This window comes from Streptomyces sp. 184, from assembly GCF_045781775.1.
Classification (GTDB): domain Bacteria; phylum Actinomycetota; class Actinomycetes; order Streptomycetales; family Streptomycetaceae; genus Streptomyces.
Window position 1 is genome coordinate 8,050,070 of the sequence record NZ_CP123230.1, and the last position, 24,573, is coordinate 8,074,642.

At 73.9% G+C, this 24,573-nt stretch carries 23 protein-coding genes; 15 read left to right on the forward strand and 8 right to left on the reverse strand.

Annotated elements, in window-relative coordinates; all coding sequences use genetic code 11:
• The first annotated feature begins 99 nt into the window (after positions 1–99).
• Positions 100–705, forward strand: coding sequence for a PepSY domain-containing protein (locus QBL21_RS34510; protein WP_407566145.1), 606 nt, complete (start codon positions 100–102; stop codon positions 703–705).
• Between the two features lie 344 nt (positions 706–1,049).
• Here the strand turns inward: QBL21_RS34510 and QBL21_RS34515 are convergent, their stop codons facing one another.
• Positions 1,050–1,565 (reverse strand): DUF1772 domain-containing protein, encoded by a 516-nt coding sequence (locus QBL21_RS34515; RefSeq protein ID WP_407566146.1) that lies wholly within the window; start codon positions 1,563–1,565, stop codon positions 1,050–1,052.
• A complete protein-coding gene (locus QBL21_RS34520; protein WP_407566147.1) occupies positions 1,558–2,400 on the reverse strand; it encodes an NAD(P)H-binding protein in 843 nt (280 codons plus the stop codon). The genes QBL21_RS34515 and QBL21_RS34520 overlap by 8 nt, the downstream gene beginning before the upstream one ends.
• An 81-nt stretch (positions 2,401–2,481) precedes the next feature.
• Here QBL21_RS34520 and QBL21_RS34525 point away from each other — a divergent pair, with 81 nt between their 5' ends.
• From QBL21_RS34525 to QBL21_RS34535, 3 genes are all read left to right on the forward strand, one after another.
• The gene (locus QBL21_RS34525; protein WP_407566148.1) at positions 2,482–3,420 is read left to right on the forward strand and encodes an AraC family transcriptional regulator; all 939 of its coding nucleotides are present in this window, start codon (positions 2,482–2,484) and stop codon (positions 3,418–3,420) included.
• Between the two features lie 108 nt (positions 3,421–3,528).
• The gene (locus QBL21_RS34530; RefSeq protein ID WP_407566149.1) at positions 3,529–4,632 is read left to right on the forward strand and encodes a calcium:proton antiporter; all 1,104 of its coding nucleotides are present in this window, start codon (positions 3,529–3,531) and stop codon (positions 4,630–4,632) included.
• 69 nt (positions 4,633–4,701) lie between these two features.
• Entirely contained in the window at positions 4,702–5,826 is a 1,125-nt protein-coding gene (locus QBL21_RS34535; RefSeq protein WP_407566150.1) for a DUF3533 domain-containing protein, read from the forward strand.
• Positions 5,827–5,895: 69 nt separating this feature from the next.
• Here the strand turns inward: QBL21_RS34535 and QBL21_RS34540 are convergent, their stop codons facing one another.
• From QBL21_RS34540 to QBL21_RS34550, 3 genes are all read right to left on the reverse strand, one after another.
• Positions 5,896–7,278 carry a glutamate decarboxylase gene (locus tag QBL21_RS34540; RefSeq protein ID WP_407566151.1) on the reverse strand — a complete coding sequence of 461 codons (1,383 nt, stop codon included), beginning with the start codon at positions 7,276–7,278 and terminating at the stop codon, positions 5,896–5,898.
• A 113-nt stretch (positions 7,279–7,391) separates the two neighbouring features.
• Positions 7,392–8,714 (reverse strand): P1 family peptidase, encoded by a 1,323-nt coding sequence (locus QBL21_RS34545; protein WP_407566152.1) that lies wholly within the window; start codon positions 8,712–8,714, stop codon positions 7,392–7,394.
• A gap of 116 nt (positions 8,715–8,830) precedes the next feature.
• On the reverse strand, positions 8,831–9,571 hold the full coding sequence (locus QBL21_RS34550) for a hypothetical protein (RefSeq protein WP_407566153.1): 741 nt from the start codon (positions 9,569–9,571) through the stop codon (positions 8,831–8,833).
• 237 nt (positions 9,572–9,808) lie between these two features.
• Here QBL21_RS34550 and QBL21_RS34555 point away from each other — a divergent pair, with 237 nt between their 5' ends.
• Complete coding sequence (locus tag QBL21_RS34555) at positions 9,809–10,528, forward strand: hypothetical protein (protein WP_407566154.1); 720 nt, start codon at positions 9,809–9,811, stop codon at positions 10,526–10,528.
• A gap of 40 nt (positions 10,529–10,568) precedes the next feature.
• Here the strand turns inward: QBL21_RS34555 and QBL21_RS34560 are convergent, their stop codons facing one another.
• Together QBL21_RS34560 and QBL21_RS34565 are read right to left on the reverse strand one after the other, a co-directional pair.
• On the reverse strand, positions 10,569–11,063 hold the full coding sequence (locus QBL21_RS34560; protein WP_407566155.1) for a hypothetical protein: 495 nt from the start codon (positions 11,061–11,063) through the stop codon (positions 10,569–10,571).
• Between the two features lie 59 nt (positions 11,064–11,122).
• Positions 11,123–12,256, reverse strand: coding sequence for a M20 family metallopeptidase (locus QBL21_RS34565; RefSeq protein ID WP_407566664.1), 1,134 nt, complete (start codon positions 12,254–12,256; stop codon positions 11,123–11,125).
• A 243-nt stretch (positions 12,257–12,499) separates the two neighbouring features.
• Here QBL21_RS34565 and QBL21_RS34570 point away from each other — a divergent pair, with 243 nt between their 5' ends.
• Positions 12,500–13,384, forward strand: a complete 885-nt coding sequence (locus QBL21_RS34570; protein ID WP_407566156.1) for a LysR family transcriptional regulator — start codon at positions 12,500–12,502, stop codon at positions 13,382–13,384.
• A 24-nt stretch (positions 13,385–13,408) separates the two neighbouring features.
• On the opposite strand, the gene QBL21_RS34575 is transcribed toward QBL21_RS34570, so the two are convergent.
• Positions 13,409–13,870, reverse strand: a complete 462-nt coding sequence (locus QBL21_RS34575; protein ID WP_407566157.1) for an ATP-binding protein — start codon at positions 13,868–13,870, stop codon at positions 13,409–13,411.
• Positions 13,871–14,003: 133 nt separating this feature from the next.
• Here QBL21_RS34575 and QBL21_RS34580 point away from each other — a divergent pair, with 133 nt between their 5' ends.
• The 9 genes from QBL21_RS34580 (at position 14,004) to QBL21_RS34620 (ending at position 24,537) form a co-directional block, all read left to right on the forward strand.
• A complete protein-coding gene (locus QBL21_RS34580) occupies positions 14,004–14,981 on the forward strand; it encodes a hypothetical protein (protein ID WP_407566158.1) in 978 nt (325 codons plus the stop codon).
• Positions 14,982–15,152: 171 nt separating this feature from the next.
• Complete coding sequence (locus tag QBL21_RS34585) at positions 15,153–15,914, forward strand: YcnI family protein (protein WP_407566665.1); 762 nt, start codon at positions 15,153–15,155, stop codon at positions 15,912–15,914.
• A 91-nt stretch (positions 15,915–16,005) separates the two neighbouring features.
• Positions 16,006–16,671: an SCO family protein gene (locus QBL21_RS34590; RefSeq protein WP_407566159.1), complete on the forward strand. Its 666-nt coding sequence runs from the start codon at positions 16,006–16,008 to the stop codon at positions 16,669–16,671.
• The gene (locus QBL21_RS34595; protein WP_407566160.1) at positions 16,668–17,162 is read left to right on the forward strand and encodes a copper chaperone PCu(A)C; all 495 of its coding nucleotides are present in this window, start codon (positions 16,668–16,670) and stop codon (positions 17,160–17,162) included. Before QBL21_RS34590 ends, QBL21_RS34595 begins: the two co-directional genes overlap by 4 nt.
• 10 nt (positions 17,163–17,172) lie before the next feature.
• Positions 17,173–19,386, forward strand: a complete 2,214-nt coding sequence (locus QBL21_RS34600; RefSeq protein ID WP_407566161.1) for a copper resistance CopC/CopD family protein — start codon at positions 17,173–17,175, stop codon at positions 19,384–19,386.
• Positions 19,383–20,717 (forward strand): iron uptake transporter deferrochelatase/peroxidase subunit, encoded by a 1,335-nt coding sequence (gene efeB, locus QBL21_RS34605; protein WP_407566162.1) that lies wholly within the window; start codon positions 19,383–19,385, stop codon positions 20,715–20,717. Before QBL21_RS34600 ends, efeB begins: the two co-directional genes overlap by 4 nt.
• A gap of 262 nt (positions 20,718–20,979) precedes the next feature.
• On the forward strand, positions 20,980–21,915 hold the full coding sequence (gene pheA / locus QBL21_RS34610) for a prephenate dehydratase (protein ID WP_407566163.1): 936 nt from the start codon (positions 20,980–20,982) through the stop codon (positions 21,913–21,915).
• Positions 21,916–22,432: 517 nt separating this feature from the next.
• On the forward strand, positions 22,433–23,722 hold the full coding sequence (serS, locus tag QBL21_RS34615) for a serine--tRNA ligase (RefSeq protein WP_407566164.1): 1,290 nt from the start codon (positions 22,433–22,435) through the stop codon (positions 23,720–23,722).
• Positions 23,719–24,537, forward strand: a complete 819-nt coding sequence (locus tag QBL21_RS34620; protein ID WP_407566165.1) for a Cof-type HAD-IIB family hydrolase — start codon at positions 23,719–23,721, stop codon at positions 24,535–24,537. The genes serS and QBL21_RS34620 overlap by 4 nt, the downstream gene beginning before the upstream one ends.
• Positions 24,538–24,573: the final 36 nt, after the last annotated feature.

Sequence of the window (24,573 nt, forward strand, 5' to 3'; positions counted from 1 at the left end):
AACCCTTCAGGTCCCTTCAGGGTCCCTTCAGGATCGTTCAGGCAGGTTGGTCTCTGTCAGCACACAGCGGCACGAGCCGCCGAAAGCGGGAGGACCCTCATGAAGCGCAACATCGTCATCGCCGCCATCGCGACCGCGACGCTGGTCACGGGTGGCACGGTGACCGCGGTCGCGGTCTCGAACGGCGACAGCGGGGCGGATGCGGCCTCGGTGCCGGCGGACGTGCAGGTCGGCGACGACGACGGCCGTGACGACGACGGCGACGACCGGGACGACCGCGATGACCGGAAAGACCGGGACGACCGGGACGACGACGGCAAGGACGGCCGCGACGACGACGGCCGCGACGCCGACGACCGGGCCGAGGGCGAGGCGCTCGCCGCGGCGAAGGTGAGCGTGGACGACGCGATCGCGGCGGCGCTCCAGGAGCGGGCCGGCACGGTGGAGTCGGCGGAGTTCGACGGTGACGACCGCGGCGGGGCCCACCGGTGGGAGATCGACATCCTCGGTGAGGACGGCAAGTGGTACGAGGTGAACGTCGATGCCGGCAGCGGTGACGTCGTCGCGGACCGCACCGACGACAGCGACGACCGGGACGACGACGGCGACGGCGACGACGACCGTGACGACCGGGACGACGACGGCAAGGACGACGACCACGACGACCGGGACGACGACGACTCCGACGACCGCGACGACGACTGATCCGACGGCGACGGCCCTGACCCCCGGCTGACAGCCGGCAGAACCGCCGCGCCCGGTCCCCGCTCCCCCGTCACCGCATCCGCTCCCAGACCATCCCCCGGGCCCCCGGCGGGCCGCCCCGCGACACTCCCCCCAGTGCACGCGGAGGCGGGCCCCGCCGGGGGCTTTCCCCTGCCCGGCCGCGAGCCCTGGCCGGGCCCGGCCCGCGCTGAGCCCCGCCCCCCGGCCCGCCCCCCGGCCCGCCTCCCGGCCCGGCCCGCGCCCGCGCAAGCGCCCCCCGCACACGCCGGAGGCCGGCGCCGGAACCCCGTGGTTCCCGGCGCCGGCCTCGTGCCGCCACCCCGCTATCCCTTGCCGGTGGCGCGTCCGTACTGGAGCAGTGCCCAGCTCACGCAGCCGAAGGAGGCCACGGTGACGACGGAGCGGACGTTGTTCCAGCGCACCCACCTGTCCTCGACCCGTTCGCGCAGTCCCGCCAGGTCCTTGATCTGGTCGACGGCGCCGGCGGCGTCGAGTTCGTTGTTCATCGGCACGTTGACGGCGAAGGTGATGACGAGCATGGCCACGTACAGGACGAGGGCGGCGATCAGCCAGGGCAGTGCCTTGGAGCGCTGGTCGCCGTCCGCGCCGAGGAGCAGTCCGCCGGCGAGGAGCAGGAGGACGAAGGCGCCGCCGAAGCTGAGGGCGAACCAGCCGTTCATCATCGCCCGGTTCATGTGCTGGAAGGACTCGACGAAGGTGCGGTCGCCGGCGCGGGCGAGGCCCGGCATCACGGAGTACGACCAGACGTAGAACAGTCCTGCGCTCAGTCCGGTGGTGAGGACGGCCGCGAACAGCACCGCCGTACGGAAGTCAGACATTCCAGGCTCCTCTCTCGGCGGCCTCGCGCACGAAGTCGGTGAAGTCGCGGGGGGCGCGCCCCAGGGCTCGCTGTACGCCGTCGGTGCGGTGGGCGTTGCGGCCGTCGAGTATGCGCGTGAACAGGTCGGCGAAGATCTCGACGACATCGGTCGGGAGGTGTCCGGCGGCGGCCGTGCGGAACTGTTCGGGGGTGACGGGCACGTAGCGCACGTCGCGGCCCGTGGCGCCGCTGATCTCGGCGGCGGCCTCGCCGAACGTGAGCAGCCGGGGGCCGCTCAGCTCGTACGTGGTCCCACTGTGCCCGTCTTCGGTGAGGGCCGCGACCACGACGTCGGCGATGTCGCGGGTGTCGATGAACGGCTCGGGGACGTCGGCGGCAGGGAGGACGAGTTCGCCGCTGAGGACGGGGTCGAGGAGGAAGTCCTCGTCGAAGTTCTGCATGAACCAGGAGCAGCGGACGACGGTCCACCGGGCGCCGGATTCCTTGACGGCGTCCTCGCTGGGGTGGCACTCGGGTTCGCCGCGGCCGGAGAGGAGGACGAGGCGCTCCACTCCGGCGCGTACGGCCGTCTCGGTGAAGGCGCGGATGGCGGGGGCGGCGGCGGGGTCGGCGAGGTCGGGGGCGTAGGTGAGGTAGGCGGCGCTCACGCCGTGGAGGGCGGGTTTCCAGGTGGTGCTGTCGTGCCAGTCGAAGGGGGTGTCGCTGCGGCGGGAGACGGCGCGGACGGCGTGGCCGCGGGCGGTGAGGGTCTGTGCGACGTGGCGGCCGGTCTTGCCGGTGCCGCCGATGATGAGGTGGGTGTTCTGTTCTGTGGTGGTGCCGGTCTGTGTCATAGGGATAGTGAAGCCGCGGCGGGCTGGACGCTCCATGGTTGAAAGGCTCGTCGGCATACGCGAGCGTCTAGGCTGGGGGGCATGGATTCGATTGCGGGGCTACTGGACAGCCCGCGCGCGCACGGCGCTTTCATGATGCGCGCGATTCTGGAGCCGCCGTGGTCGGTGCGGATCGTGGACCGGGCGCCGTTGTGCATCGTGGCGCTGGCGAGTGGTTCGGCGTGGGTGACGTATGACGACGCGGCGCCGGTGCGGGTGGGGGAGGGCGAGATGGCGATCATGCGCGGCCCGGATCCGTACGTCTTCTCCGACGATCCGTCGACCGAGCCGCAGGCGATGATCCATCCGGGCGGGCGGTGTGAGACGCCGGACGGGCAGAGTCTCGCGGGGGAGATGGATCTGGGGGTGCGGACGTGGGGGTACAGCCGGGATGCGTCGTCGAAGATGCTGATCGGTTCGTACGAGAACACGGGGGAGATCGGGGCGCGGCTGCTGGATGCGCTGCCGCGGCTGGTGGTGCTGACGAAGGACATGTGCGACTGTCCGCTGCTGCCGGTGCTGGAGGAGGAGATCGGGCGGGACGGGCCGGCGCAGCGGGTGGTGCTGGACCGGCTGCTGGATCTGCTGGTGGTGGCGGCGCTGCGGGCGTGGTTCGCGCGGCCGGAGGCGCGGGCGCCGGGGTGGTATCGGGCGCAGGGTGATCCGGTGGTGGGGCGGGCGTTGAAGCTGCTGCACAACAATCCGGCGCATCAGTGGACGGTGGCGGAGCTGGCGGTGCGGTCGGGGGTGTCGCGGGCGGCGCTGGCGCGGCGGTTCGCGGAGTTGGTGGGGGAGCCGCCGATGACGTATCTGACGGGGTGGCGGCTGGCGTTGGCGGCGGATCTGCTGCGGGAGCCGGATGCGACGGTGGGTGCGGTGGCGCGGCGGGTGGGGTATGGGAGTCCGTTTGCGCTGAGTGCGGCGTTCAAGCGGGTGCACGGGGTGAGCCCGCAGGAGCACCGCTTGGCGGCGGTGGGCTGAGGGGGGCGTAGGGCAGGGGGGTTCGGGGTGTGGGGCAGGGGGCGTACGGGACCGCCGTCCGGCCGCGCCTGATGAGCAGGGGCGCCTGCCGTCTGCCAGTGTCGGAGCATGACCGTCCGCACGGCTGCCAGGCGCCTCCACTGGTCGGCCGTCGTGCCGCCGGTCGCCGCCGTGATGCTCGCCTTCACCTGGCAGCGTTCGCTCTCGGGCCTTCTCACCGGCGTGGTCTCCTTCTTCTTGATCACCGCCGTGCTCGCCGCCGTGCGCCACGCGGAGGTGATCGCCGAGCGGATCGGGCAGCCGTACGGGGCGCTGGTGCTGGCGGTGGCGGTGACGGTCATCGAGGTGGCGCTGATCGTCACGATGATGGTCGACGGCGGTGAGAAGTCGAGCGCGCTCGCGCGCGACACGGTCTTCGCCGCCTTGATGATCACTTGCAACGGGATCGTGGGCCTGAGCCTGCTGCTGGTCGCGCTGCGCCGCGGGGAGGCGTTCTTCAGCGCGGAGGGCACGGGCACGCAGTTGGCGACGGTGACGACGCTGGCGGGGCTGAGCCTCGTTCTGCCGACGTTCACCACCAGCGAGCCGGGGCCGGTCTTCTCGACGCCGCAGCTCGCCTTCGCGGCGCTGGCGTCGATCGCGCTGTACGGGGTCTTCGTGGCGACGCAGACGGTGCGGCACCGGGAGAAGTTCCTGCCGGTGACGCCGGGCGGTGACGTGATCGACGACCTGGACGATCCGGCGCACCGGCCGTCGCGGGGGGCCGCGTGGCTGAGTACCGGGATGCTGCTGCTGGCGCTGGTCTGTGTGGTGGGGCTGGCGAAGGGGCTGTCGCCGGCGATCGAGGACGGGCTCGATGCGGCGGGGCTGCCGCAGTCGGCGGTGGGTGCGGCGATCGCTCTGCTGGTGCTGCTGCCGGAGTCGATCGCGGCGGTGCGGGAGGCGGGCCGGGACCGGGTGCAGACGAGTCTGAACCTGGCGTACGGGTCGGCGATCGCGAGCATCGGGCTGACGATCCCGACGGTGGCGATCGCGTCGATATGGCTGGAGGGGCCGCTGAAGCTGGGGTTGGGCAGCAGCCAGTTGGTGCTGCTGACGATGACGGTGGCGGTGGGGACGCTGACGGTGACGCACGGGCGGGCGACATTGCAGCAGGGCGGGGTGCATCTGGCGTTGTTCTGCGCGTATCTGGTGCTGGCGGTGATGCCGTGAGCGGGGTGGGGGCGCACGTTCGGGTGTATCCGCGGTGCGGGCGGGTGGGGTGTCGCGGACGCTGAGGTCATGCGTCTGGACAGCGGGGACGGCCGGGGTGGCAGCGGGGCGGCCGGCGGCGGGCTGGCCGGGGGCGGTGCGGGGGGCGGCGGGGCCTCTGGGACGGGCGGTGGCGGGGCGGGGAGTTTCCGGGGCGAGGTGAGGGACGCGGTGACGCCGCGTTCGGCGCTGCTGGTGCTCGGGGTGCTGGCGCTGGGGGTGCTGTTCATCACCTCGTACGCGGGTGCTTTTCACTCGCCGAAGCCGAAGGACGTCCCGTTCGGGGTGGTGGCGCCGGAGCGGGTGCGCGGGGAGTTGGTCGGCGGGCTCGACGGGCTGGCGGGCTCGCCGCTGGCGGCGCGGGCGGTGGCGTCGCGGGACGAGGCGGTGGCGCGGATCCGGGACCGGAAGCTGGACGGCGCGCTGGTCGCCGACCCGCGGGGGGACAGGGACGTGCTGCTGGTCGCGAGCGGCGGCGGGCAGTCGCTGGCGGATGCGGTACGGGAGGTCGTCACGGCGGCGGAACGGGAGCAGGGGCGGGCCGTACGGACGGTGGACGTGGCGCCGGCGAGCGCCGGGGACGCGCGCGGGCTGTCGGCGTTCTACCTGGTCGTGGGGTGGTGTGTCGGCGGGTATCTGTGCGCGGCGATCCTCGCCGTCAGTTACGGGGCCCGCCCCTCGGATCTGCGGCGGGCGGTGATCCGGCTGGCGGTGCTGGTGCTGTACTCGGTTGCGCTGGGGCTGCTGGGGGCGGTGGTCGTCGGGCCGGTGCTGGGGGCGCTGCCGGGCAGTGTGGTGGGGCTGGCGGCGCTCGGGGCGCTGGTGGTGTGTGCGGCGGGGGCGACGACGTTCGCGTTCCAGGGGATGCTGGGCGTCGTCGGGATCGGGGTGACGGTGCTGGTGATCGTCATCGCGGGCAACCCGAGTGCGGGCGGGGCGTATCCGTATCCGCTGCTGCCGCCGTTCTGGCGGGAGATCGGCCCGGCGCTGATCCCGGGCGCGGGGACGTGGACGGCGCGGTCGATCGCGTACTTCGACGGGCGGGCGATCACGGGGCCGCTGCTGGTGCTGGGGGCGTGGGCGGTGGGGGGTGCGGTGCTGACGCTGCTCTTCGCCCGCTTCTACGCGCCGACCGTACGCCGTGCGGCCGACTGACCCCGTACGGGCGTCCCCGAGTGATCCCGCACAGGCGTCCCCGGCTGACCCCGTACAGCCGTCCCCGCCTCAGTGGTGGAACCCCGGCTGCTGCGGCGCGGGCGTCCCGGCCCCGTCCTTCAGCCGCGCCAGCGCCGCCCGTACGTCCCCCGCCAGCAGCTCGATCTTGTCGTGGCTGATCCCGTGCCTGATCAGCACCCGCTGGATGACGGTCTCCTGCCGCCGCGGCGGCAGCGGGTACGCGGGCACCTGCCAGCCCCGCAGCCGCAGTTGCTCCGTCAGGTCGTACAGCGTGAAGCCCGCGCCCGCCGGGTCCGTCAGCGTCCACGACACCGCGGGCAGCGCGCCGCGCCCGTCGTAGAGCAGCGTGAACGGGCCCATGCCGGCGATCTGCCCGCCCAGCCACTCGGCGCTGGCGGCCCCCGCGCGGTAGATGCGGCGGTAGCCCTCGCGGCCCAGCCGCAGCAGGTTGTAGTACTGCGCGACGACCTCGCCGCCGGGCCGGGAGAAGTTCAGCGCGAACGTGGGCATGTCGCCGCCCAGGTAGCTGACGCGGAAGATCAGCTCCTCGGGCAGCAGGTCGGCGGAGCGCCAGACCGCCCAGCCGACGCCGAGGGGCGCCATGCCGTACTTGTGGCCGGAGGAGTTGATGGACGCCACCCGCGGCACGCGGAAGTCCCACTCCAGCTCGGGGCGGAGGAACGGGGCGACGAAGCCGCCGCTGGCGGCGTCCACGTGCACGGGTACGTCCAGGCCCGTGTCGTCCTGGATCGCGTCGAGTTCGGCGGCGATCTCCTTCACGGGCTCGTAGTCGCAGGTGTACGTGACGCCGAGGATGGCGACGACGCCGATGGTGTTCTCGTCGACGTACTCGCGCAACTGGTGCGGGCGCAGCCCGGTGGCGTCCGGCTCCAGCGGCACCTGGCGCAGCTCGACGTCGAAGTAGCGGGCGAACTTCTCCCAGCACACCTGCACCGGCCCGCACACCAGGTTCGGCCGGTCGGCGGGCTTGCCCTCGGCCTGGCGGCGCTTGCGCCAGCGCCACTTGAGGGCGAGGCCGCCGAGCATCGCGGCCTCGCTGGAGCCGGTGGTGGAGCAGCCCATGGTGGTCTCGCCGTGGGGGGAGTGCCACAGGTCGGCGAGGATGTGCACGCAGCGGTTCTCGATCTCGGCGGTCTGCGGGTACTCGTCCTTGTCGACCATGTTCTTGTCGAGGCACTCGTCCATGAGGTCGTGGACCTCGGTCTCGGCCCAGGTGGTGCAGAACGTCGCCAGGTTCTGCGCGGCGTTGCCGTCGAGGGCCAGCTCGTCGTGGATGAGTGCGTGGACGGCGCGCGGGTCGGAGACCGCTTCGGGCATGCGGTACTTGGGCAGGCCGTGTTCGCTGATGGGCATCGCGTAGACGTCGTCGTACGGTGCGTCCACGCCGCGGTCGGTCTGGTGCAGGGCCACGGTGCGGCTCCTCTCGCCTCGGCGCACCCATCGTGGGCACCGGCGGCGGCGGGGCGCGGACCGACACGCCGCCGACGGGGCGGGGTCGCGGTGGCGGGGTCGCCGGGGTCGGTTCAGTCCGTACGCGCCTCCGGCAGTGCGGCGAGGGCGGCGAGCGGGAACGCGGGCACGTGGTGCCCGTCGCGGCCGGTCATGGGCCCGGCGGCGGTCAGCACGTTGAGCACGGCCTCCTCGACGGCCTCGACGACCGCGGTGTGGAAGGGGTCGACACGGCCCCAGGGGATGAAGCGCAGCGTCTCGTACGGAGCCTCCTCGGCGCCGCCGGCGTCCCCGCCCGCGGCGGGGCGCGCGGGGAACGTGCTGGTGAGGGCGCCGGGGTTGGCGGTGGAGAAGGCGAGGAAGAGATCGCCGGAGAAGTGGCTGCCGGTGGTGCCCGTACGGGCCAGGCCCAGCGGCACGCGCCGGGCGAGGGCCTTGCACTGGCCGGGCAGCAGCGGCGCGTCGGTCGCGACGGCGACGATGACGGACCCGGCCCCGGGCGGCAGGGGCCGCTCGGGACCGGAGGGACCCGAAGGACCCGCGGGGCCGGCAGGGCTCGCAGGGCTCTTCCCGTTCTCGTACGAACCGTCCCCCGGCCCGCCGCCGGCCCGACCCGCACCGCCGCTCCGTCCGCCGCTGCCCGGCCCGCCGCCCGCGCCCGTACCGCCGGCACCACCGCCACCGGCACCGCCGCCACCGGCACCGCCCCCGCGCTCCGCCCGCGCCGCCTCCGCCAGCCCCCGCCCCAGCGGCGTCCCCGCCACCACCAGCTCCCGCCGCGCCCCGAAGTTGGCCTGCACGAACACCCCGACGGTGTACCGCTCCGCCCCGTACCGCACGACCCGCGACGCCGTCCCCGAGCCGCCCTTGTACCCGTAGCACCGCATCCCCGTGCCGCCGCCGACGCTGCCCTCCGCGACCGGCCCGCCCGCCGCCGCGTCGATGGCGGCGCCCGCGTGCGCGGGCGTGACGTGGTCGCCGTGGATGTCGTTCAGGTGTCCGTCCCACGTCTCGGTGACCACCGGCAGCAGCCACTCCGGCGCCATGTCCCGCCGGTGCGTACGCACCCACTCGACCACTCCGCGGTGCACCGGCCCGACCGCGTACGTGTTGGTGAGGAGCACCGGCGTCGCCAGCGCGCCGCTCTCCTCCAGCCACGCGGTGCCGGTCATCTCCCCGTTGCCGTTGAGCGAGTGCCAGCCGGCCGCGCACGGGACACCGACGCCGTCGCGCCCGCGCGGGAGCAGCGCCGTGACCCCGGTGCGTACGTCGTCGCCCTCGGTCAGCGTCACGTACCCGACCTGGACTCCCGGGACGTCGGTGATCGCGTTCCACTCGCCGGGCTCGCCGGTCAGCGGGATGCCGAAGTCACGTGCCCGCCCGCGCTCTTCGCTCATGCGCCCCAGTCTCACACCGGGGACTGACATCGCGGCAGGGCGAGCGCGGGCGGGCGGGTGTGTGCCGGGGGCCGGGGTCCGGTGGCCGGGTCAGGTGGGCGGGTCAGGCGGCGGGGTCAGGTGCCCCAGGGGACGGTTTCGCCGGCGGTCGGGGTCTTGTCGGGGACGGGCTGGTCGAAGGAGAAGTTCGACGTCTGCTGCTCGCCGCTGCCGTTCATGGTCGCCCGTACCGGGAAGGCGGTGCCCGTGGTGGCGACGGAGAGGGTCAGGTCCATGCCGTTGGGCTTGCCGGTGACCTCGATGACGGGCACGCCGTCGACGGTCGTCTCGCTGCCCTTCTCCAGGGTGCCGGCGGAGGTGGCGTCCTTGAGGGTGTCGCGGTACTCGTCGATGCTGCACAGCCGGGCGAGGTCGGAGAGTCCCTGGTCCTGGGCGGTGCCCTGGAGGTACTTGCCGGCCAGCTTCTGGATGTCGTTCGCCTGGTCGGAGGGGAGGTTGTTCCGCAGCCAGGCGGTGTCGGCCTTGAGCCACACCTTGTCGCCGTGCCTGATGATCTCCAGGCTGCCCCCGTCCGCGGCGTAGCCGACGGTGCCGACGCAGTTGTCGGAGCGGTCGGCGGAGACCTCCAGGCTGGTCGGGTCCTCGCGGCCGAGGCCGGAGCCCTGCCTTTCCATGGTGACGTGCATGGACCGGGCGCCGTTGAAGGCTTCCTCGGCCTGGGCGGCTATGTCGGCGGCGCTCTTCTTCGCGACGCCGTTGTCGTCCTGTGCCTGGGCGGTGCCTGCGGTGCCGACAAGGGCGGTCGCGCAGAGCGTGGCGCCCAGGGCGCCGAGGGTCGCTTTCCGCGTACGGGGCATCGGACTTCCTTCCAGGAGGAAATGGCAACGCCAAAATCGTACATTCAGGGCAAAGGGGTCGCACGACCGGAGCAGCGAACGGGCGTACGCGCCCACAGAAGCGCCTGCGGAAGCGCCCACGGGCCCGCGGACGCGCCGGTCCGCCGGAGCGTACAGAGCGAGCGCCGCCGGAGTGTCCGCCGGGGTAAACCGGGCGCACTGTTCGTTCGGGAGGGTGTCCGGAGGTAGAACGGAGTAATGAGCCGCGCCCTGGTCTCCGCCGTGGCAGCCGTGACAGCCGTGGTGACCCTGTTATCTGGCTGTACGGAGGCGTCGCACCGCTGCGACGACCGCCCCGAGCCCTCCGACGTCCGCGGCCACCAGCGCCCCGTCGAGATCCGCCCCGGCGGCAAGCGCCCCGCCCTGGCCGGCGCCGCCGCCGCGCGGGCCGTACCGGCGGCGGGCCGCGGCGCGAGCGACACCGAAAGGATCCTCGTCCGCCTCCAGCGCGAGACGCTGCTGATGGCCGACGACCTGCGGCCCGTCCGGCCGGGCCGCTGCACCGGCGGCGAACTCCCCGACCGTGCCGGGGCCACCGCGCGCTGCACGGTCCTCTACGCGGACGTGGAGGTGCCCTGGAGGGTCCGTATCACCGACACCCCCCGCGACACCTCCCGCGACGCCGCCGCGGACAGCCGCCCCCGCTACGAGATACGCCCCCTCACCAGCGTCCACACCGCCAGGGCCGTCTACGCCGCGTACGCCTGGCACGTCGGCCGCAGCGACGCCGCCGGCCCGCTGGCCCCCCGCGACCCGCGCTGCGACCGGCTGCCGGACGTCTTCACCGCGGAACCGGGCGAGGACACCGGCTACTACTGCCAGGACATCCTGTGGTCCTGCCGGAACGGCGACTTCGACTTCGCCTGGAACGACCTGCCCGTCCGCGCGGACGAACACGGCGAGGTGAGCTTCGAGTAACGCCCCGCGGCGCAGCCCGCACCGCCCCGGCCTGCCGCTCTCAGCGGATACCGCTCCTGGCCAGTTGGCCCACCAGAGCGTCCACGAGGGGTGGTTTCGGGCCCATCGCCAGGAACGCCAGGGGCCTCGGGCCGCGCCGTGCGATCTCGACCCGGTGGAAGGCCATGAAGACCGACGCGCCGCTGAGCCGGTTCAGCGCGGTCACCTCGCTCCACGTCACCGCGTCCTGCACGCCGCCGAACAGGTTGGTGACGACCAGGCCGTCCGTGTAGAGGTGGCATTGCCTGAGTCCGAACCTGGCGGACAGACGACGCCATGCCGGCACGAGGCCGGCCAGGACGAGCACCACCGCTGTCAGGACGGCGCCCTTGGCGAACGCCGCCGGGGGCGAGAGCGCTGCCAGGCAGACGATCACGAGGCCGTACAGCACCATGCCGATCCGGCGCGCCACCTGCGCCAGGCCGCCCCCCACCCCCGCGATGGGATAGCTTCCGAGCTTCTCGCCGAGGCCGGACCCGTCCCCGCCATGCCGCATGGTGCATCGCCTCCCCCGGAACAGGGCCGTACCCACCGATGTGGACCGGCCGTAGGCCGTCACCTGCGGCTCCGCTCGATGAGCCGGGCGAGCAGACGGGTGCGGGGCACCATCTGCCCGACGTTGACGTACTCGGTGTCCGCATGGGCGCCACCGCCCACGGCGCCCAGGCCGTCCAGCGTCGGACAGCCCGCGGCCGCGGTGTAGTTGCCGTCCGAGGCGCCGCCGACGGCGATCCCCCGCAGCGGTTCCTGGCCCAGTTCCGCGGCGATTCGGGAGGCGAGGGCGAACAGTGCGGCGGAGGAACCCGGCTCCATGGGCGGGCGTCGGCTGCCGCCCAGCACCTCCAGCCGGGCGCCGGGCAGCCGCGGCGTGAGCCCCCGCATGAGCGAGTCGACCCGGTCCTGCGCCACCGAGGTCGGCACGCGCACGTCGACCGACACCCGCGCCAGCGCGGGCACCGTGTTGCGCGCGCTGCCGGCCGACAGCAGGGTGGGCGTGACGGTCGCGGGGCCGAGGCCCAGGAGGGGGTCGGCGCCCTCGACGGCACCCACCCCGGCACCGACCCCCGCCCCGAGACCGGCCCCTAGACCGGCGATGGACAGCACCTGGTGGGCGGCCTCGACCGCGGCGTTGATCCCCTTCTGCGGTTCCAGGCCCGCGTGCGCCGCCCTGCCGTGCACCACGACCTCGTACCGCGAAGTGCCCTTGCGGGCGGTCTTGAGCGCACCCTCGGCGTCCGCGGACGCTTCCAGGACAAGGGCGGCCGCGCACCCGCGCACGGACTCCTCGATGAGTTGCCGGGAGGTTGCCGAGCCGACCTCCTCGTCCCCGTTGACGAGGATGCGCACCCCGTCCGGGGACGGAAGCGAGGCCACGGCGTGGAACATCTGCACCAGGCCCGCCTTCATGTCCAGGACCCCGGGGCCGCGCGCGATCCCGCCGGCCACCGACCAGGGGCGGCTCTCGATCGAGCCCATGGGCCACACCGTGTCGTGGTGCCCCACCAGCAGGACCCGCGGGGTGCCGAACGTCCACCGCAGATGGGTCACACCGCCGATCACCACCGTCTCCGGCCCGGCCCCCAGCAGCCGCCGCCCGAGCGCGCCGACCACCTCGGCGCTTCGCGCCACCGCCGCGTGGTCGGCCGAGAAGGACTCGCAGCGTACGAGTTCCGCCAGATCGGCCAGCATCGCCGGCAGTTCGACGGCCGCCCCCCGGGTCACCGGTCCCTCCCCGTGCCGTCTGTCTGCCGCGCTCCCGGTCTTGACGGCACATCTCCCCCTCGGCCTTCATGGGCAGCGGTGCGGCGGGCCGTTCCCCCGCGAAGCCCGCCGGGTGAATGACGTTAGGGCGGGCCAAGGCATTCCACCAGCGACTGGATCGCATGGGACCCATGCACTGGGAGAATGGGTGGCCGAGGGAGGGGGAGTGACGTGTTCGAGGTCGACGCGCTTCGGCTGCTCGTGGCCGTGGCGGAGACCGGATCGTTCACCAAGGCGGCGACCCGGCTCAGTTACACGCAGTCCGCGGTGTCCCGGCGGATCGCCGCGCTGGAACGGCAGGCGGGCGGCCCGCTGTTCGAACGACTCCCCCGGGGCGTACGGCTCAACCCCCTCGGCCGTACGCTGCACCGGCACGCCGTGGAGGTGCTCGACCGGCTGTCGCGGGCGGCGCGGGAACTGGCCGTGATCAACGCCGGAAACGGCGGACTGCTGCACACGGGCGCCTTCGCCACCGCCAACATCTCGCTCGTGCCCACCGCCCTGCGGGCACTCCGGCACGCCAAGCCGGACGTCGAGGTCATCGCGGTCGAGGGCTGGACCGACACGCTGATGGAGCGCCTCGCGGACGGGGCGTTGGACCTCGCCGTCGTCAGCGACTACCCGTCCGGCCTGCCGTCGGCCGACGGCGTCACGACGACCGTGCTGTGCGAGGACGAACTGTTCGTCGCCCTCCCCCGCACGCACCGCCTGGCCGGGGCCTCGACGGTCGACCTGCGTGAACTGCACGACGAGGCATGGCTCCACAGCGCGTACGGCGACCGTCCCACGATGCTCGCCGACGCCTGCGCCCGGGCGGGCTTCACCCCCAGGAAGATCATCCGGATCGCGGAATGGACCGGGAAGTTCGGCTACGCGGCCGCCGGCCTGGGGGTGGCGCTGGTCCCCTCGCTGGCCGCCCGGATGGTCCCCGCCGAACTCGTCCTGCGCCGCCTCACCGACCCGGCCCTGCGCCGGACCGTCCACGTGGCACTGCCCGCCGCCCCGCTACCGGCGGCACTGACCCTGCGGGACCTGCTGCACGAAGCCGTCGACTGAACGCGCAGGCCCAGGGTCAGAGGGTCAGGCGGCCTGGAGGGGGGCGTCCTCGCGCCATTTGAGGATCTTGTCGAAGCTGACGACCGCGCCGCGGCCGGGGCGGTCGCGGATGTCGACGTGGTCGCTCAGCTCCGCGATCAGGAACAGCCCGCGGCCGCCCTCCGCGCCGGTGTCGGTGAGGGGCGGGGCGGTGGCCGGGGGGTGGGTGGGGTCGGGGGGTGTGCGGGCGGCGAAGCCGGGGCCGGAGTCGATGACCTCGATGTGACATCGGTCGCCGTCGAAGTGGGCGGTGACACGGTAGTCATCGCCGGCCGCGGCGCCGCCGTGCTCGACGGCGTTGGCGCACGCTTCGGTGAGGGCGAGAGAGAGGTCGAAGGCGACGTCCGGGTCCACCCCGGCCGTCTCCATCGCGCCGACCAGCAGGCGGCGGGCGAGCGGGACGCTGGCCGCCTCCCGGCGCAGTCGCAGGGACCACCACATGCTCATGCGTTCAGCCTCCTGGCCGCCACCCCGACATACGGTACGTATAACCCTTGTGTCGGCACCGTAAGCACGCGAGTTGCGTGAGAACCCTCATTCGGCGGAGGGGTTTCTTCCGCCTTTCGGGGTGGGACATGACATGGCCCGGATCCGGCCGATCGGTGCCCCGGACGGGCTCGTACGGCCGTGCGGTGAGATGATAGCGCCCGCCATGGCTGCCCCTCACGCTCCCGCCGCTGCGGAGCTGCGCCTCCTACGGGCCGCGGTGTTCACCGCGGTCTGCGTCGTGCTGGCCGCCGGCGGGCACGTCCTGGCCTCGGACGAGACGGTGCCGCTGTGGACGCTCGGCGTCGCCGCGGCGCTGGTGTTCGCGGTGGCCGTGCCGCTGGCCGGGCGGGAGCGGTCGCTGCCGGGGATCGCGGCGCTGCTGGCGGTGGGGCAGATCGGGCTGCACGGCGTCTTCGGGCTCGGGCAGTACTGCGCCGTCGGCGGTACGGCCGCGGGGGCGGGTACGGCGACGGGGGCGCACGGCGGTTCGCACGCGGGCGGCGAGGGCGGCAGCGCCGCCGTCGACCTCGCCCGCCGGCTGCTGTGCAACGACGCCGCGATGAACCTCTCCGAGGGCCACGCGCGCAAGATCGTCACGAACGCCGGGCTCGACCCGGACGCCGGCCTCGGCGGGGCGGGCGGCGCGGGCGGGGCGGGCGGCGCGGGCGGGGCGGGCGGCGCGGGCGGCGCGGCGCTCCCGCACGCCGGGCACGGCGGGATCGGCGAGGGCCTCGGCGCCGCGTTCGACCTGTCCACGTACTCCCTGCCGATGGTCCTCGGCCACCTCCTCGCCGCCCTCGCCGCCGGCTGCCTCCTGCGCCGCGGCGACGCCGCGATCACGACCCTCCTGCGCATCGCCGCCGCCACCGGCGCGGGCGCCGGCCTCGCCCCGCTGCGCGCCGCCGTGCGCTACGTGCGGGCACTGGACGCCGGGCTCGACGACGCCGGCCGGCCGGCCGCGCGCCCCGGGGCGGCGACGGCGTACGACGGGCGGAGCGCCCGTACCGTACGCGATCTCCAGCACGCCGTCGTACGCCGCGGGCCCCCGGCCCTCGCCCTCGCGGCCTGACGCGACGGCACCCCTCCGGCTTACGGCCCACGCGCCGCACGCCCCGCCCGGCACGGGCGGGCACGGGCCCCGGGCTTCGGATGAGCGGGTGGTCGCGCCGCTGCCGCACGCGCGCCAACCCCCCAATCCATCCCCACCGACCGGAGTGTGTCAGTCATGAAGTCATCCCGTATGCGGCGAATGTCCGTCAGTACCGCCATCGCCGCCGGCGCCGTCCTGGTTCTCGCCGGGCCGGCCGCCGCGCACGTCAGCATCGACCCCGGCGAGGCCGAGCAGGGCGGGTACGCGACCGTCAACTTCAAGGTGCCCAACGAGCGCGACGACGCCTCCACGATCAAGCTGGAGGTCACCCTGCCGACCGACCACCCGCTGACGTCCGTCATGCCCCAGCCCGTGCCCGGCTGGGACGTGAAGGTGGAGAAGGCCACGCTCGACACCCCGATCGACTCGCACGGCGAGAAGATCACCGAGGCCGCCAGCAAGGTCACCTGGTCCGGCGGGAAGATCGAGCCGGGCACGTTCCAGCAGTTCCCCGTCTCCATGGGCGCGCTGCCCGAGGACGCCGACCAGTTGGTGTTCAAGGCCGTCCAGACGTACGACAGCGACGAGGTCGTCCGCTGGATCGAGGTGCCCGAGGAGGGCGCGGAGGAGCCGGAGCACCCGGCGCCCGTGCTGGCGCTGGAGCCGGCCGAGGACGGCGGCCACGGCGGCGCCGGGGACGACGCCGACGACGCCGCGAACGGCGACGAGACCGAGCCCGCCGCGGCCGAGGGCGACGACGGCGCCGACGACACGGCCGCCGACGACGAAAGCTCCTCCGACACCACGGCCCGCACGCTCGGCATCGTCGGCATCGTGCTCGGCGCCGGCGGCGTCGCGTTCGGCGTGCTGTCGCGGCGGCGCGGCGCGGGCGGCTCGTCCGCGGCGCAGTAGGCGCGGGAACGGCACTCGGCACGCCATACGCAAGCGGTGGCCCGGCCGGCAGCGCCGGGCCGGGCCACCCCACCCCTCAAGGAACCACAGCATGCGCACAACCCGTACCACCACCGCCTACGCCGCCGCGGCCCTCGCCGCCGCCGCAGCCCTCACCCTCACCGCCTGCGGCTCGGACTCCGGCGGCGACGGCGCCAAGCCGGCCGTCGAGATCTCCGGCGGCAGCACCGATCCCGGCGTCGTCCTCGACACCCCCAAGGAGAAGCCGGCCCTCGTCCTCACCGACACCGAGGGCAAGGAGTTCGACCTCGTCGCCGAGACCGCGGGCAAGCCCACCCTGCTCTTCTTCGGCTACACCAACTGCCCCGACGTCTGCCCCACGACGATGAGCGACATCGCCATCGCCAAGCAGAAGCTGCCCCGCGCCGAGCAGGAGAAGCTCCAGGTCGTCATGGTCAGCACCGACCCCGAGCGGGACACCCCGCGCCGGCTGGGCGCCTGGCTCGACGCCCAGGACAAGGACTTCATCGGCCTGACCGGCGACTTCGCCGCGGTCAAGGACGCCGCGAAAAGCGTCGGCGTGCACCTGGAGAAGCCGGTCGAGGAGAAGGACGGCAGCATCACCGTCAGCCACGGCGCGGAGGTCCTGGCGTACTCGCCGAAGGACGACAAGGCGCACGTCCTGTATCTCGCCGGGGTGACGGCGGAGGAGTACGCCAAGGACATGCCGAAGCTGGTCAGGGGGCAGAACCCGTGAGGCGTGCCGGGCGGGCAGCAGTAGTTACTGCGGTAGCCGTGTCCCTGTCCCTCGGGTGCCTGACCGCGTGCTCCGGTGGCGGTTCCGGTACGGGGACGAAGGCGGAACCCCGCTCCGGCGACGGCCCGCGGCTGCGCGCCGAGGCCGGCTTCGTACCCCGGCCGGTGCTGAAGGACCTCGCCGCCGGCTACCTGACCGTACGCAACGACGGCGCCGCCGCCGACCGGCTCACCGGCGTCAGCACCGACCTCGCCGACGACGTCACCCTGCACACCACGCAAGGTGAGCGGATGCGCGCCGTGGACGGCCTCGACGTGCCCGCGGGCGGCGAGCTGAGCCTCGCCCGCGGCGGTGACCACCTGATGCTGGAGAAGCTGGACCGGCGCCCGGAGGTTGGCGAGAAGGTCTCCTTCGTGCTGCACTTCGCCGAGTCGGAGCCGATCGAGGTCGAGGTGCCGGTGCAGCCGACGACATACCGCCCCGCGGAGTGAGAGGCGTGCCATGACCCCATCCGGACAGCTCCACCGAGTGCGCCGCGCACCGATCCGCCGGCGCTCGATGCACCGCAGGCGCGCGCTCGGGGCGCTGTGCGCCGCCGTCGCCGCCGTGCTGTGCGTCCTCCTGCCCGGCGCCACCCCGGCCGCCGCGCACGCCGCGCTCACCGCCACCGACCCGGCCGAGGGCTCGGTCGTGCAGGAGGCGCCGCAGGCCGTCACGCTGACCTTCTCCGAGGGCGTGCAACTGAGCGACGACGCCATCCGCGTCCTCGACCCCGACGGCAACGACGTCACCAAGGGCGACGCCGGCCACGTCGACGGCAACACCAAGACGGCGTCGACCGCGCTGCGCCCCGGGCTGCCGGACGGCACGTTCACGGTGGTCTGGAAGACCGTGTCCGCCGACAGCCACCCGATCTCGGGGGCGTTCACGTTCTCCGTGGGCAAGCCGTCGAAGACGACGGTGGCGGTGTCCGAGGCGGGCGAGGACAACGGCAGCGCCAAGGCGCTCTACGACACCGCGCGCTACGTGGCGTACGCGGGCTTCGTGCTGCTCGTCGGCGGCGCGGTGTTCGCGGGCGTCTGCGGCGGGCGCAACCGGATCGTGCGGCGGGTGGCGAGCGGGGGGTGGGCGCTGCTGTTCGCCGCCACCGTGGCACTGCTGCTGCTGCGCGGGCCGTACACGGGCGCGGACTTCGGGCTCGACTCGCTGCGCGACGTGCTGGAGACCCGCCCTGGCACGGCCCTGCTGTCGCGGCTGCTGCTGCTGGGCGCGGCGGCGGTGGTGCTGGCGGTGCTGTTCGGGGTGTACGGGCGGGAGACCGACCCGGGCGCGAAGACCGCGCGCGCGGAGGCGGAGGCGGGGGCGAAGGCGGGAGCGGGAGCGGACGCCGGGGCGGGCTCCGGGGTCGGCGCGGAGGCCGAGAAGGGCGCGGATGCGGGTACGGGCCCGGATGCCGGCTCCGGTACGGCCGCCGCGCCCGCGTCCGGTGACGACGCCGCCGCCCGCAGCCGCGACCTGGCCATCGGCCTCCTGCTCGGCGGCGGCGTGGTCGCCGTCGGCCTCGCCGCGACGTGGGGCATGGCCGAGCACGCCTCCACCGGCATCCAGCCGTGGCTGGCCGTCCCGATGACGATGCTGCACCTGCTGGCCGTCGCCGTCTGGCTCGGCGGCCTCACCTCGCTGACGCTGAGCCTGCGCCTCGGGCCGCGCGTCCCGTCGTACGTCATACGCCGCTTCTCGCGGATGGCGCTGACGGCGGTGACCGTGCTCGCCGGCACGGGGCTGTACCAGGCGTGGCGCGGGCTGGGCAGTTGGGGCGCGCTGACGGACACGACGTACGGGCAGTTGCTGCTGGTGAAGCTGGGGCTGGTCGCGGTGCTGATCACCGCGGGCTGGACGTCGCGGCGCTGGACGCACCGCCTGGCCGGCTCGGGGCTCGCGGCGAGCGCGGAGCCGGCGGAGGAGACGGCGGAGGCGCCGCTCGTCCACGCCGCGGCCGGCGGCGGGGCGGTGCCGGCGGGCGGTGGCGGGGCGCGGGACGGCGCCACGGTGCCGGTCCAGGGCTCGGGCTCCGGTGGCTCCGTACCTGACGGCGACACCTCCGGTGACGAACCCGACACCGACACCGGTGGCGACGCCGACGACCCCGACCGCGCCGCGCAGCTCGCCCGCCAGCGGGCCGCCGTCGACGCGAACCGCGCGCGCAAGGAGCGCGACTCCGACCCCGTGCGCCGGGGCCTGCGCCAGTCGGTCCTTGTCGAGACGGCCCTCGCCGTCGTACTGCTGTCGGTCGTCACGCTGCTCACGGGCACCCAGCCGGGCAGGGCCGAGACCGAGCAGGCCGCGGCCGAGTCGGCGCAGCAGCAGCCGGCCGGGCCGGTGAAGGTGAGGATCCCGTACGACACGGGCGGGCAGGGCGGCGCCGGTACCGCGGAGATCACCGTGGACCCCGGTCGTACCGGCGACAACCAACTGCACATCTACCTGACCGACGCCAACAACCAGCTCCTCAACGTCCCCGAGCTACGGCTCTCCTTCACCCTGGAGGAGAAGGACGTCGGCCCGCTCGACGTCGTCCCCACCCCCGTGGAGAACGGGCACTGGGCCGCCACCGGCGTGCAGCTCCCGATGGCCGGGGAGTGGACCCTGAGGATGACCGTGCGCACCTCACCCATCGACCAGGTGACAGAAAAGAAGAAGTTGACCATCCCGTGAGTTCCACACGTTCCTCCCGTACGAAACCGGACGCCGACGCCGACGCCGCCGAGCCCCCACGGCACCCGGTCTCCCGCCGCCGCCTCGTCGGCGCCGCGGGGGCCGCCGGGGCGGCGGGGCTCCTCGCCGGGGGCGCCTCCGGCGCGGTCGCCGCCGAAGCGCTGCGGGACGAGCCGCCCGCGCCGCTGACGTCGATCGGCGCGAACGGCGTGCCGTTCCACGGCACCCACCAGGCGGGCATCACCACACCGCTCCAGGCCGCGGGCCACTTCGCCGCCTTCGACCTCGCCCCGGGAGCCAGGCGCAAGGAAGCCGCGGCGCTGCTCAAGCGCTGGTCGGCGACGGCCCGTGAGCTGAGCGAGGGCGGGGCGGCGGCGGACGGCACCGGCAGCGCGCTCGACGCCGGGCCCGCCGGGCTGACCGTGACGTTCGGCTTCGGGCGCACGTTCTTCGACCGCACCGGCCTGGCCGCCCGGCGCCCCGCCGGGCTCGCCCCCCTGCCGCCGTTCTCCGCGGACGCGCTGGACCCGCGGCGCAGCGACGGCGACCTGTGGCTCCAGATCGGCGCGGACGACGCGCTCGTGGCGTTCGACGCGCTGCGCACGCTCCAGCGCCGGGCGGGCGACGCGGCGGTGCTGCGGTGGCAGATGAGCGGCTTCAACCGCACGCCGGGCGCCACCGACCGGCCCCGTACGGCACGCAACCTGATGGGGCAGGTCGACGGCACCAACAACCCCAAGCCCACCGACCCGGACTTCGACGGGCACGTCTTCGTGCCCGCCAATGGGGGTACCCCCGCCAATGAGGGCGTAGCCGGCGGGGGAGGCGAGCAGGAGTGGCTGGCGGGCGGCTCGTACGCCGTGTTCCGCCGGATCCGGATGCTGCTCGACACGTGGGACCACCTGTCGCGGGAGCGGCAGGAGCGGGTCATCGGCCGCCGCAGGTCCGACGGGGCCCCGCTGTCCGGTGGCGAGGAGACGACGCCGGTGGACATGAACAAACAACTCGCGGACGGGTCGCTCGCCATCGCGGGGGACGCGCACGTGCGGGTGGCGGCGTCGGAGTCCAACGGCGGGGCGACGATGCTGCGCCGCTCGTTCTCGTACCACGACGGCTATCTGGACACCCGGGACGGGCCGGTGCCGGACGCGGGGCTGCTGTTCGTCGCCTGGCAGGCGGATCCGCTGAAGGGCTTCGTGCCGGTCCAGCGGAAGCTGGACCGGGGCGACGGGCTGTCGCGCTTCCTGCGGCACGAGGCGAGCGGGCTGTTCGCGGTGCCGGGCGGGGCGGCGGCGGGCGAGTACGTGGGGCAGCGGCTGCTGGAGGGCTGAGCGGGGCTCTCGTACGGACCGGGGGTACCCGGCACGGTCCGCGCTTCCCGTAGGGCAGGGGCCAGCGCTTCCCGTACGGCACGGGCCTCGCGGTTTCCGTACGGCACGGGCCCGCCCGGGTCGTACGGGATGCGCACCGGCCGTCTCCCCCGACCGCCCCCCGCCCCGCTCCATGATCGTCCGTTACCCGGACCGGCGCCCCCCGCCCCGCGCCCGTGGGTATCGTGGCCGTCTCGCCGACCGCCCACGAGGAGCCGCCCTCATGTCCGCCAGCCGCTTCACCTATCTCGGCCCCGAAGGCACCTTCACCGAGGCCGCGCTGCGCACCCTGCCGGAGGCGGCGACGCGCGAGCTGGTGCCGATGGTGTCGGTGCCCGCGGTGCTGGACTCGGTGCGCGGCGGGGGTGCCGCGGGCGCGCTGGTGCCGATCGAGAACTCCGTTGAGGGCGGTGTCACCGCCACGCTCGACGAGCTGGCGCTCGGCGAGCCGCTGATGATCTACCGCGAGGTGCTGCTGCCGATCGCGTTCGCCCTGCTGGTGCGGCCGGGGACGCGGCTGGAGGACCTCAAGACGGTCACCGGGCACCCGGTGGCGCAGCCGCAGGTGCGGCGCTGGCTGGCCGGGCATCTGCCGGACGCGGTGTGGGAGTCGTCGGCGTCGAACGCGGACGGTGCGCGGCAGGTGCAGGAGGGGCGGGTGGACGGGGCGTTCGCGGGCGAGTTCGCCGCGTCGGTGTACGGGCTGGAGCCGCTGGTCTCCGACATCCACGACGCGGAGAACGCCGAGACCCGGTTCGTCCTCGTCGGCCGCCCGGCGCGGCCTGCGGCGCCGACGGGCGCGGACAAGACGTCGGTCGTGATCTGGCTCGGCGACGACCACCCGGGCGCGCTGATGGAGCTGCTCCAGGAGTACGCGGTGCGCGGCGTCAACCTGCTGCGCATCGAGTCGCGGCCGACGGGCGAGGGCATCGGGCGGTACTGCTTCTCGGTGGACTGCGAGGGGCACATCACCGACCGCCGGGTGGGCGAGGCGCTGATGGGGCTGAAGCGGATCTGTCCGCGGGTGCGGTTCCTGGGTTCGTACCCGCGCGCGGGGCTGTCGCCGGCCGATGTGCAGCCGCTGCGGCTCGGGACGTCGGACACGGCCTTCACGGAGGCTTCCGACTGGCTCACGCGGTGCCTGGACGGCCGCGGCTGACCTGGCATCTGTGCACAGGTCACAGAGTTATCCACAGGGTGCGGGGGCGTGCTGTGCATAACTCCGGCACCCGAACGGGCAATGTCGACAAATCTGTCTAGTGACTGATTTCCGGCGTCCAACTGCTCAGATGGTTACTCGTCACGGCAATTCGCTTGATCCACTCTAAGGCGGTAGGCAATTCCGCTCCAAAGGGTGTGTAGCCGGGGCCTCATCGGGGAATTCCTGCGCCAGCACCGGCCACACGGAACGATCTTCCCCGACTTCCACAGGCCGCCTCCCCGACCTGTGGATAACTTTCGGGATCCGCGTCCACCTGTGGAAAAGGGATCCTCAACTGCCCTGCGCACCACGGACATCCGTCGGCCTTATGTCCTGATTGCACCTTCACGCCCCTTTTCTCCACCCCGCGGGGAGGGCGATCCGCGAAACCGGCTATTCACCGCAAAACGCCTGGAAATCCACAGGGGTGGAAATCGGCTTCGAGCCGGTCCGCGCACCCCGGTAACCTGACTCCGTGATTGACCTTCGCCTGCTTCGTGAGGACCCCGACCGAGTGCGCGCCTCGCAGCGCGCCCGTGGAGAGGACGTCGACCTCGTCGATGCCCTGCTCTCCGCCGACGAGCGGCGCAGGTCGTCCGGTTCCCGCTTCGACGAGCTGCGGGCCGAGCAGAAGCAGCTCGGCAAGCTGATCCCGCGCGCGCAGGGCGAGGAGAAGCAGGACCTGCTGCGGCGCACCGGCGAGCTGTCGGCGGCCGTCAAGGCCGCGGACGCCGAGCAGGACGAGGCCGCCGCCGAGACGCAGCGCCTGCTGCTGCGCCTGGCGAACGTGGTCCATCCCGAAGTGCCCGTAGGCGGCGAGGACGACTTCGCGCTGCTGGAGACCGTCGGCACCCCGCGCGACTTCGCCGCCGAGGGCTTCGAGCCGCGCGACCACCTGGAGCTGGGCCGCATCCTGGGCGCCATCGACGTCGAGCGCGCCGCGAAGGTCTCCGGCTCGCGGTTCTACTACCTGACGGGCGTCGGCGCCCTGCTGGAGCTGGCCCTGGTCAACGCGGCCATCGCGCAGGCCACGGCCGCCGGCTTCACCCCGATGCTCACGCCCGCGCTGGTCAAGCCGCGCGCCATGGAGGGCACGGGCTTCCTCGGCCAGGCCGCCGAGGACGTGTACTACCTGGAGCGCGACGACTTCTACCTCGTCGGCACCTCCGAGGTCACGCTCGCGGCGTACCACATGGACGAGATCATCGAGGCCGACCGGCTGCCCCTGCGCTACGCCGGGTTCTCGCCCTGCTTCCGCCGCGAGGCGGGCTCGCACGGCAAGGACACCCGCGGCATCATCCGGGTGCACCAGTTCGACAAGGTCGAGATGTTCTCGTACGTGGCCCCGGAGGACGCCGAGGCGGAGCACGCGCGGCTGCTGGAGTGGGAGAAGCAGTGGCTGTCGGCGCTCGGCCTGGCGTACCGCGTGATCGACGTGGCGTCCGGCGACCTGGGCGCGTCGGCCGCGCGGAAGTACGACTGCGAGGCGTGGATCCCGACGCAGGGCAAGTACCGCGAGCTGACGTCCACGTCGAACTGCGGCGAGTTCCAGGCGCGGCGGCTGTCGGTGCGGATGCGCGACGGGCAGGGCCAGAAGAAGGCGGCGCGCCCCCTGGCGACGCTGAACGGGACGCTGTGCGCGGTGCCGCGGACGATCGTGGCGCTCCTGGAGACGCACCAGCAGCGGGACGGCTCGGTGGTCGTGCCGGAGGTGCTGCGGCCGTACCTGGGCGGGCGCGAGCTGCTGGAGCCGGTCGCGAAATGAGCGGCGTGGACGGCGTGCTCCCGTACCGGCTCATCGCGACCGACCTCGACGGCACACTGCTGCGCAGCGACGAGACGGTCTCACCGCGTACGCGCGCCGCGATCGAGGCGGCGTGCGCGCGGGGCGCGGCGCACATCGTCGTCACCGGCCGCGCCGTGGCCTGGACCCGGCACATACTCGACGAGCTGGGCTACGACGGGCTGGCCGTCTGCGGCCAGGGCGCGCAGGTCTACCACGCGGGCGAGCACCGGCTGCTGACCTCCGTGACGCTCGACCGGCGCCTCGCCGCCGACGCGGTGGCGAAGCTGGAGGCGGAGGTCGGCGAGGTGGCCGTGGCCGCCAGCACCGACGGGCTCGCGGGCGAGGTGGTCTTCGGCCCCGGCTTCCGCGCCGTGGCCCGGGGGAACCTGCCGGTCCGCCGGGTCGCGGAGCGTGCCGAGCTGTGGGCGCAGCCGATCGGCAAGCTCTACCTCCAGCACCCCGACCTGGACGACGACGCGCTGACGGCCGCCGCCCGGGACACCGTCGGCGACCTCGTGGAGGTGGTACTCGCCGGCGCCGACACCGTCGAGGTGCTGCCCCTCGGGCTGAGCAAGGCCACCGGCCTGTCGCTCGCGGCGCGCCGCCTGGGGGTCAGGGGGGCGGACACGATCGCGTTCGGGGACATGCCGAACGACATCCCCATGTTCCGCTGGGCCGGGCACGGCGTGGCGATGGCCGGGGCGCACCCGGAACTGGTCGCGGTGGCGGACGAGGTGACCGCGTCGAACGACGAGGACGGCATCGCGGCGGTGCTGGACCGGGTGTTCGGCTAGGCACGTACACCCGCGGGCCGGTGCGTGGCCCGGGCT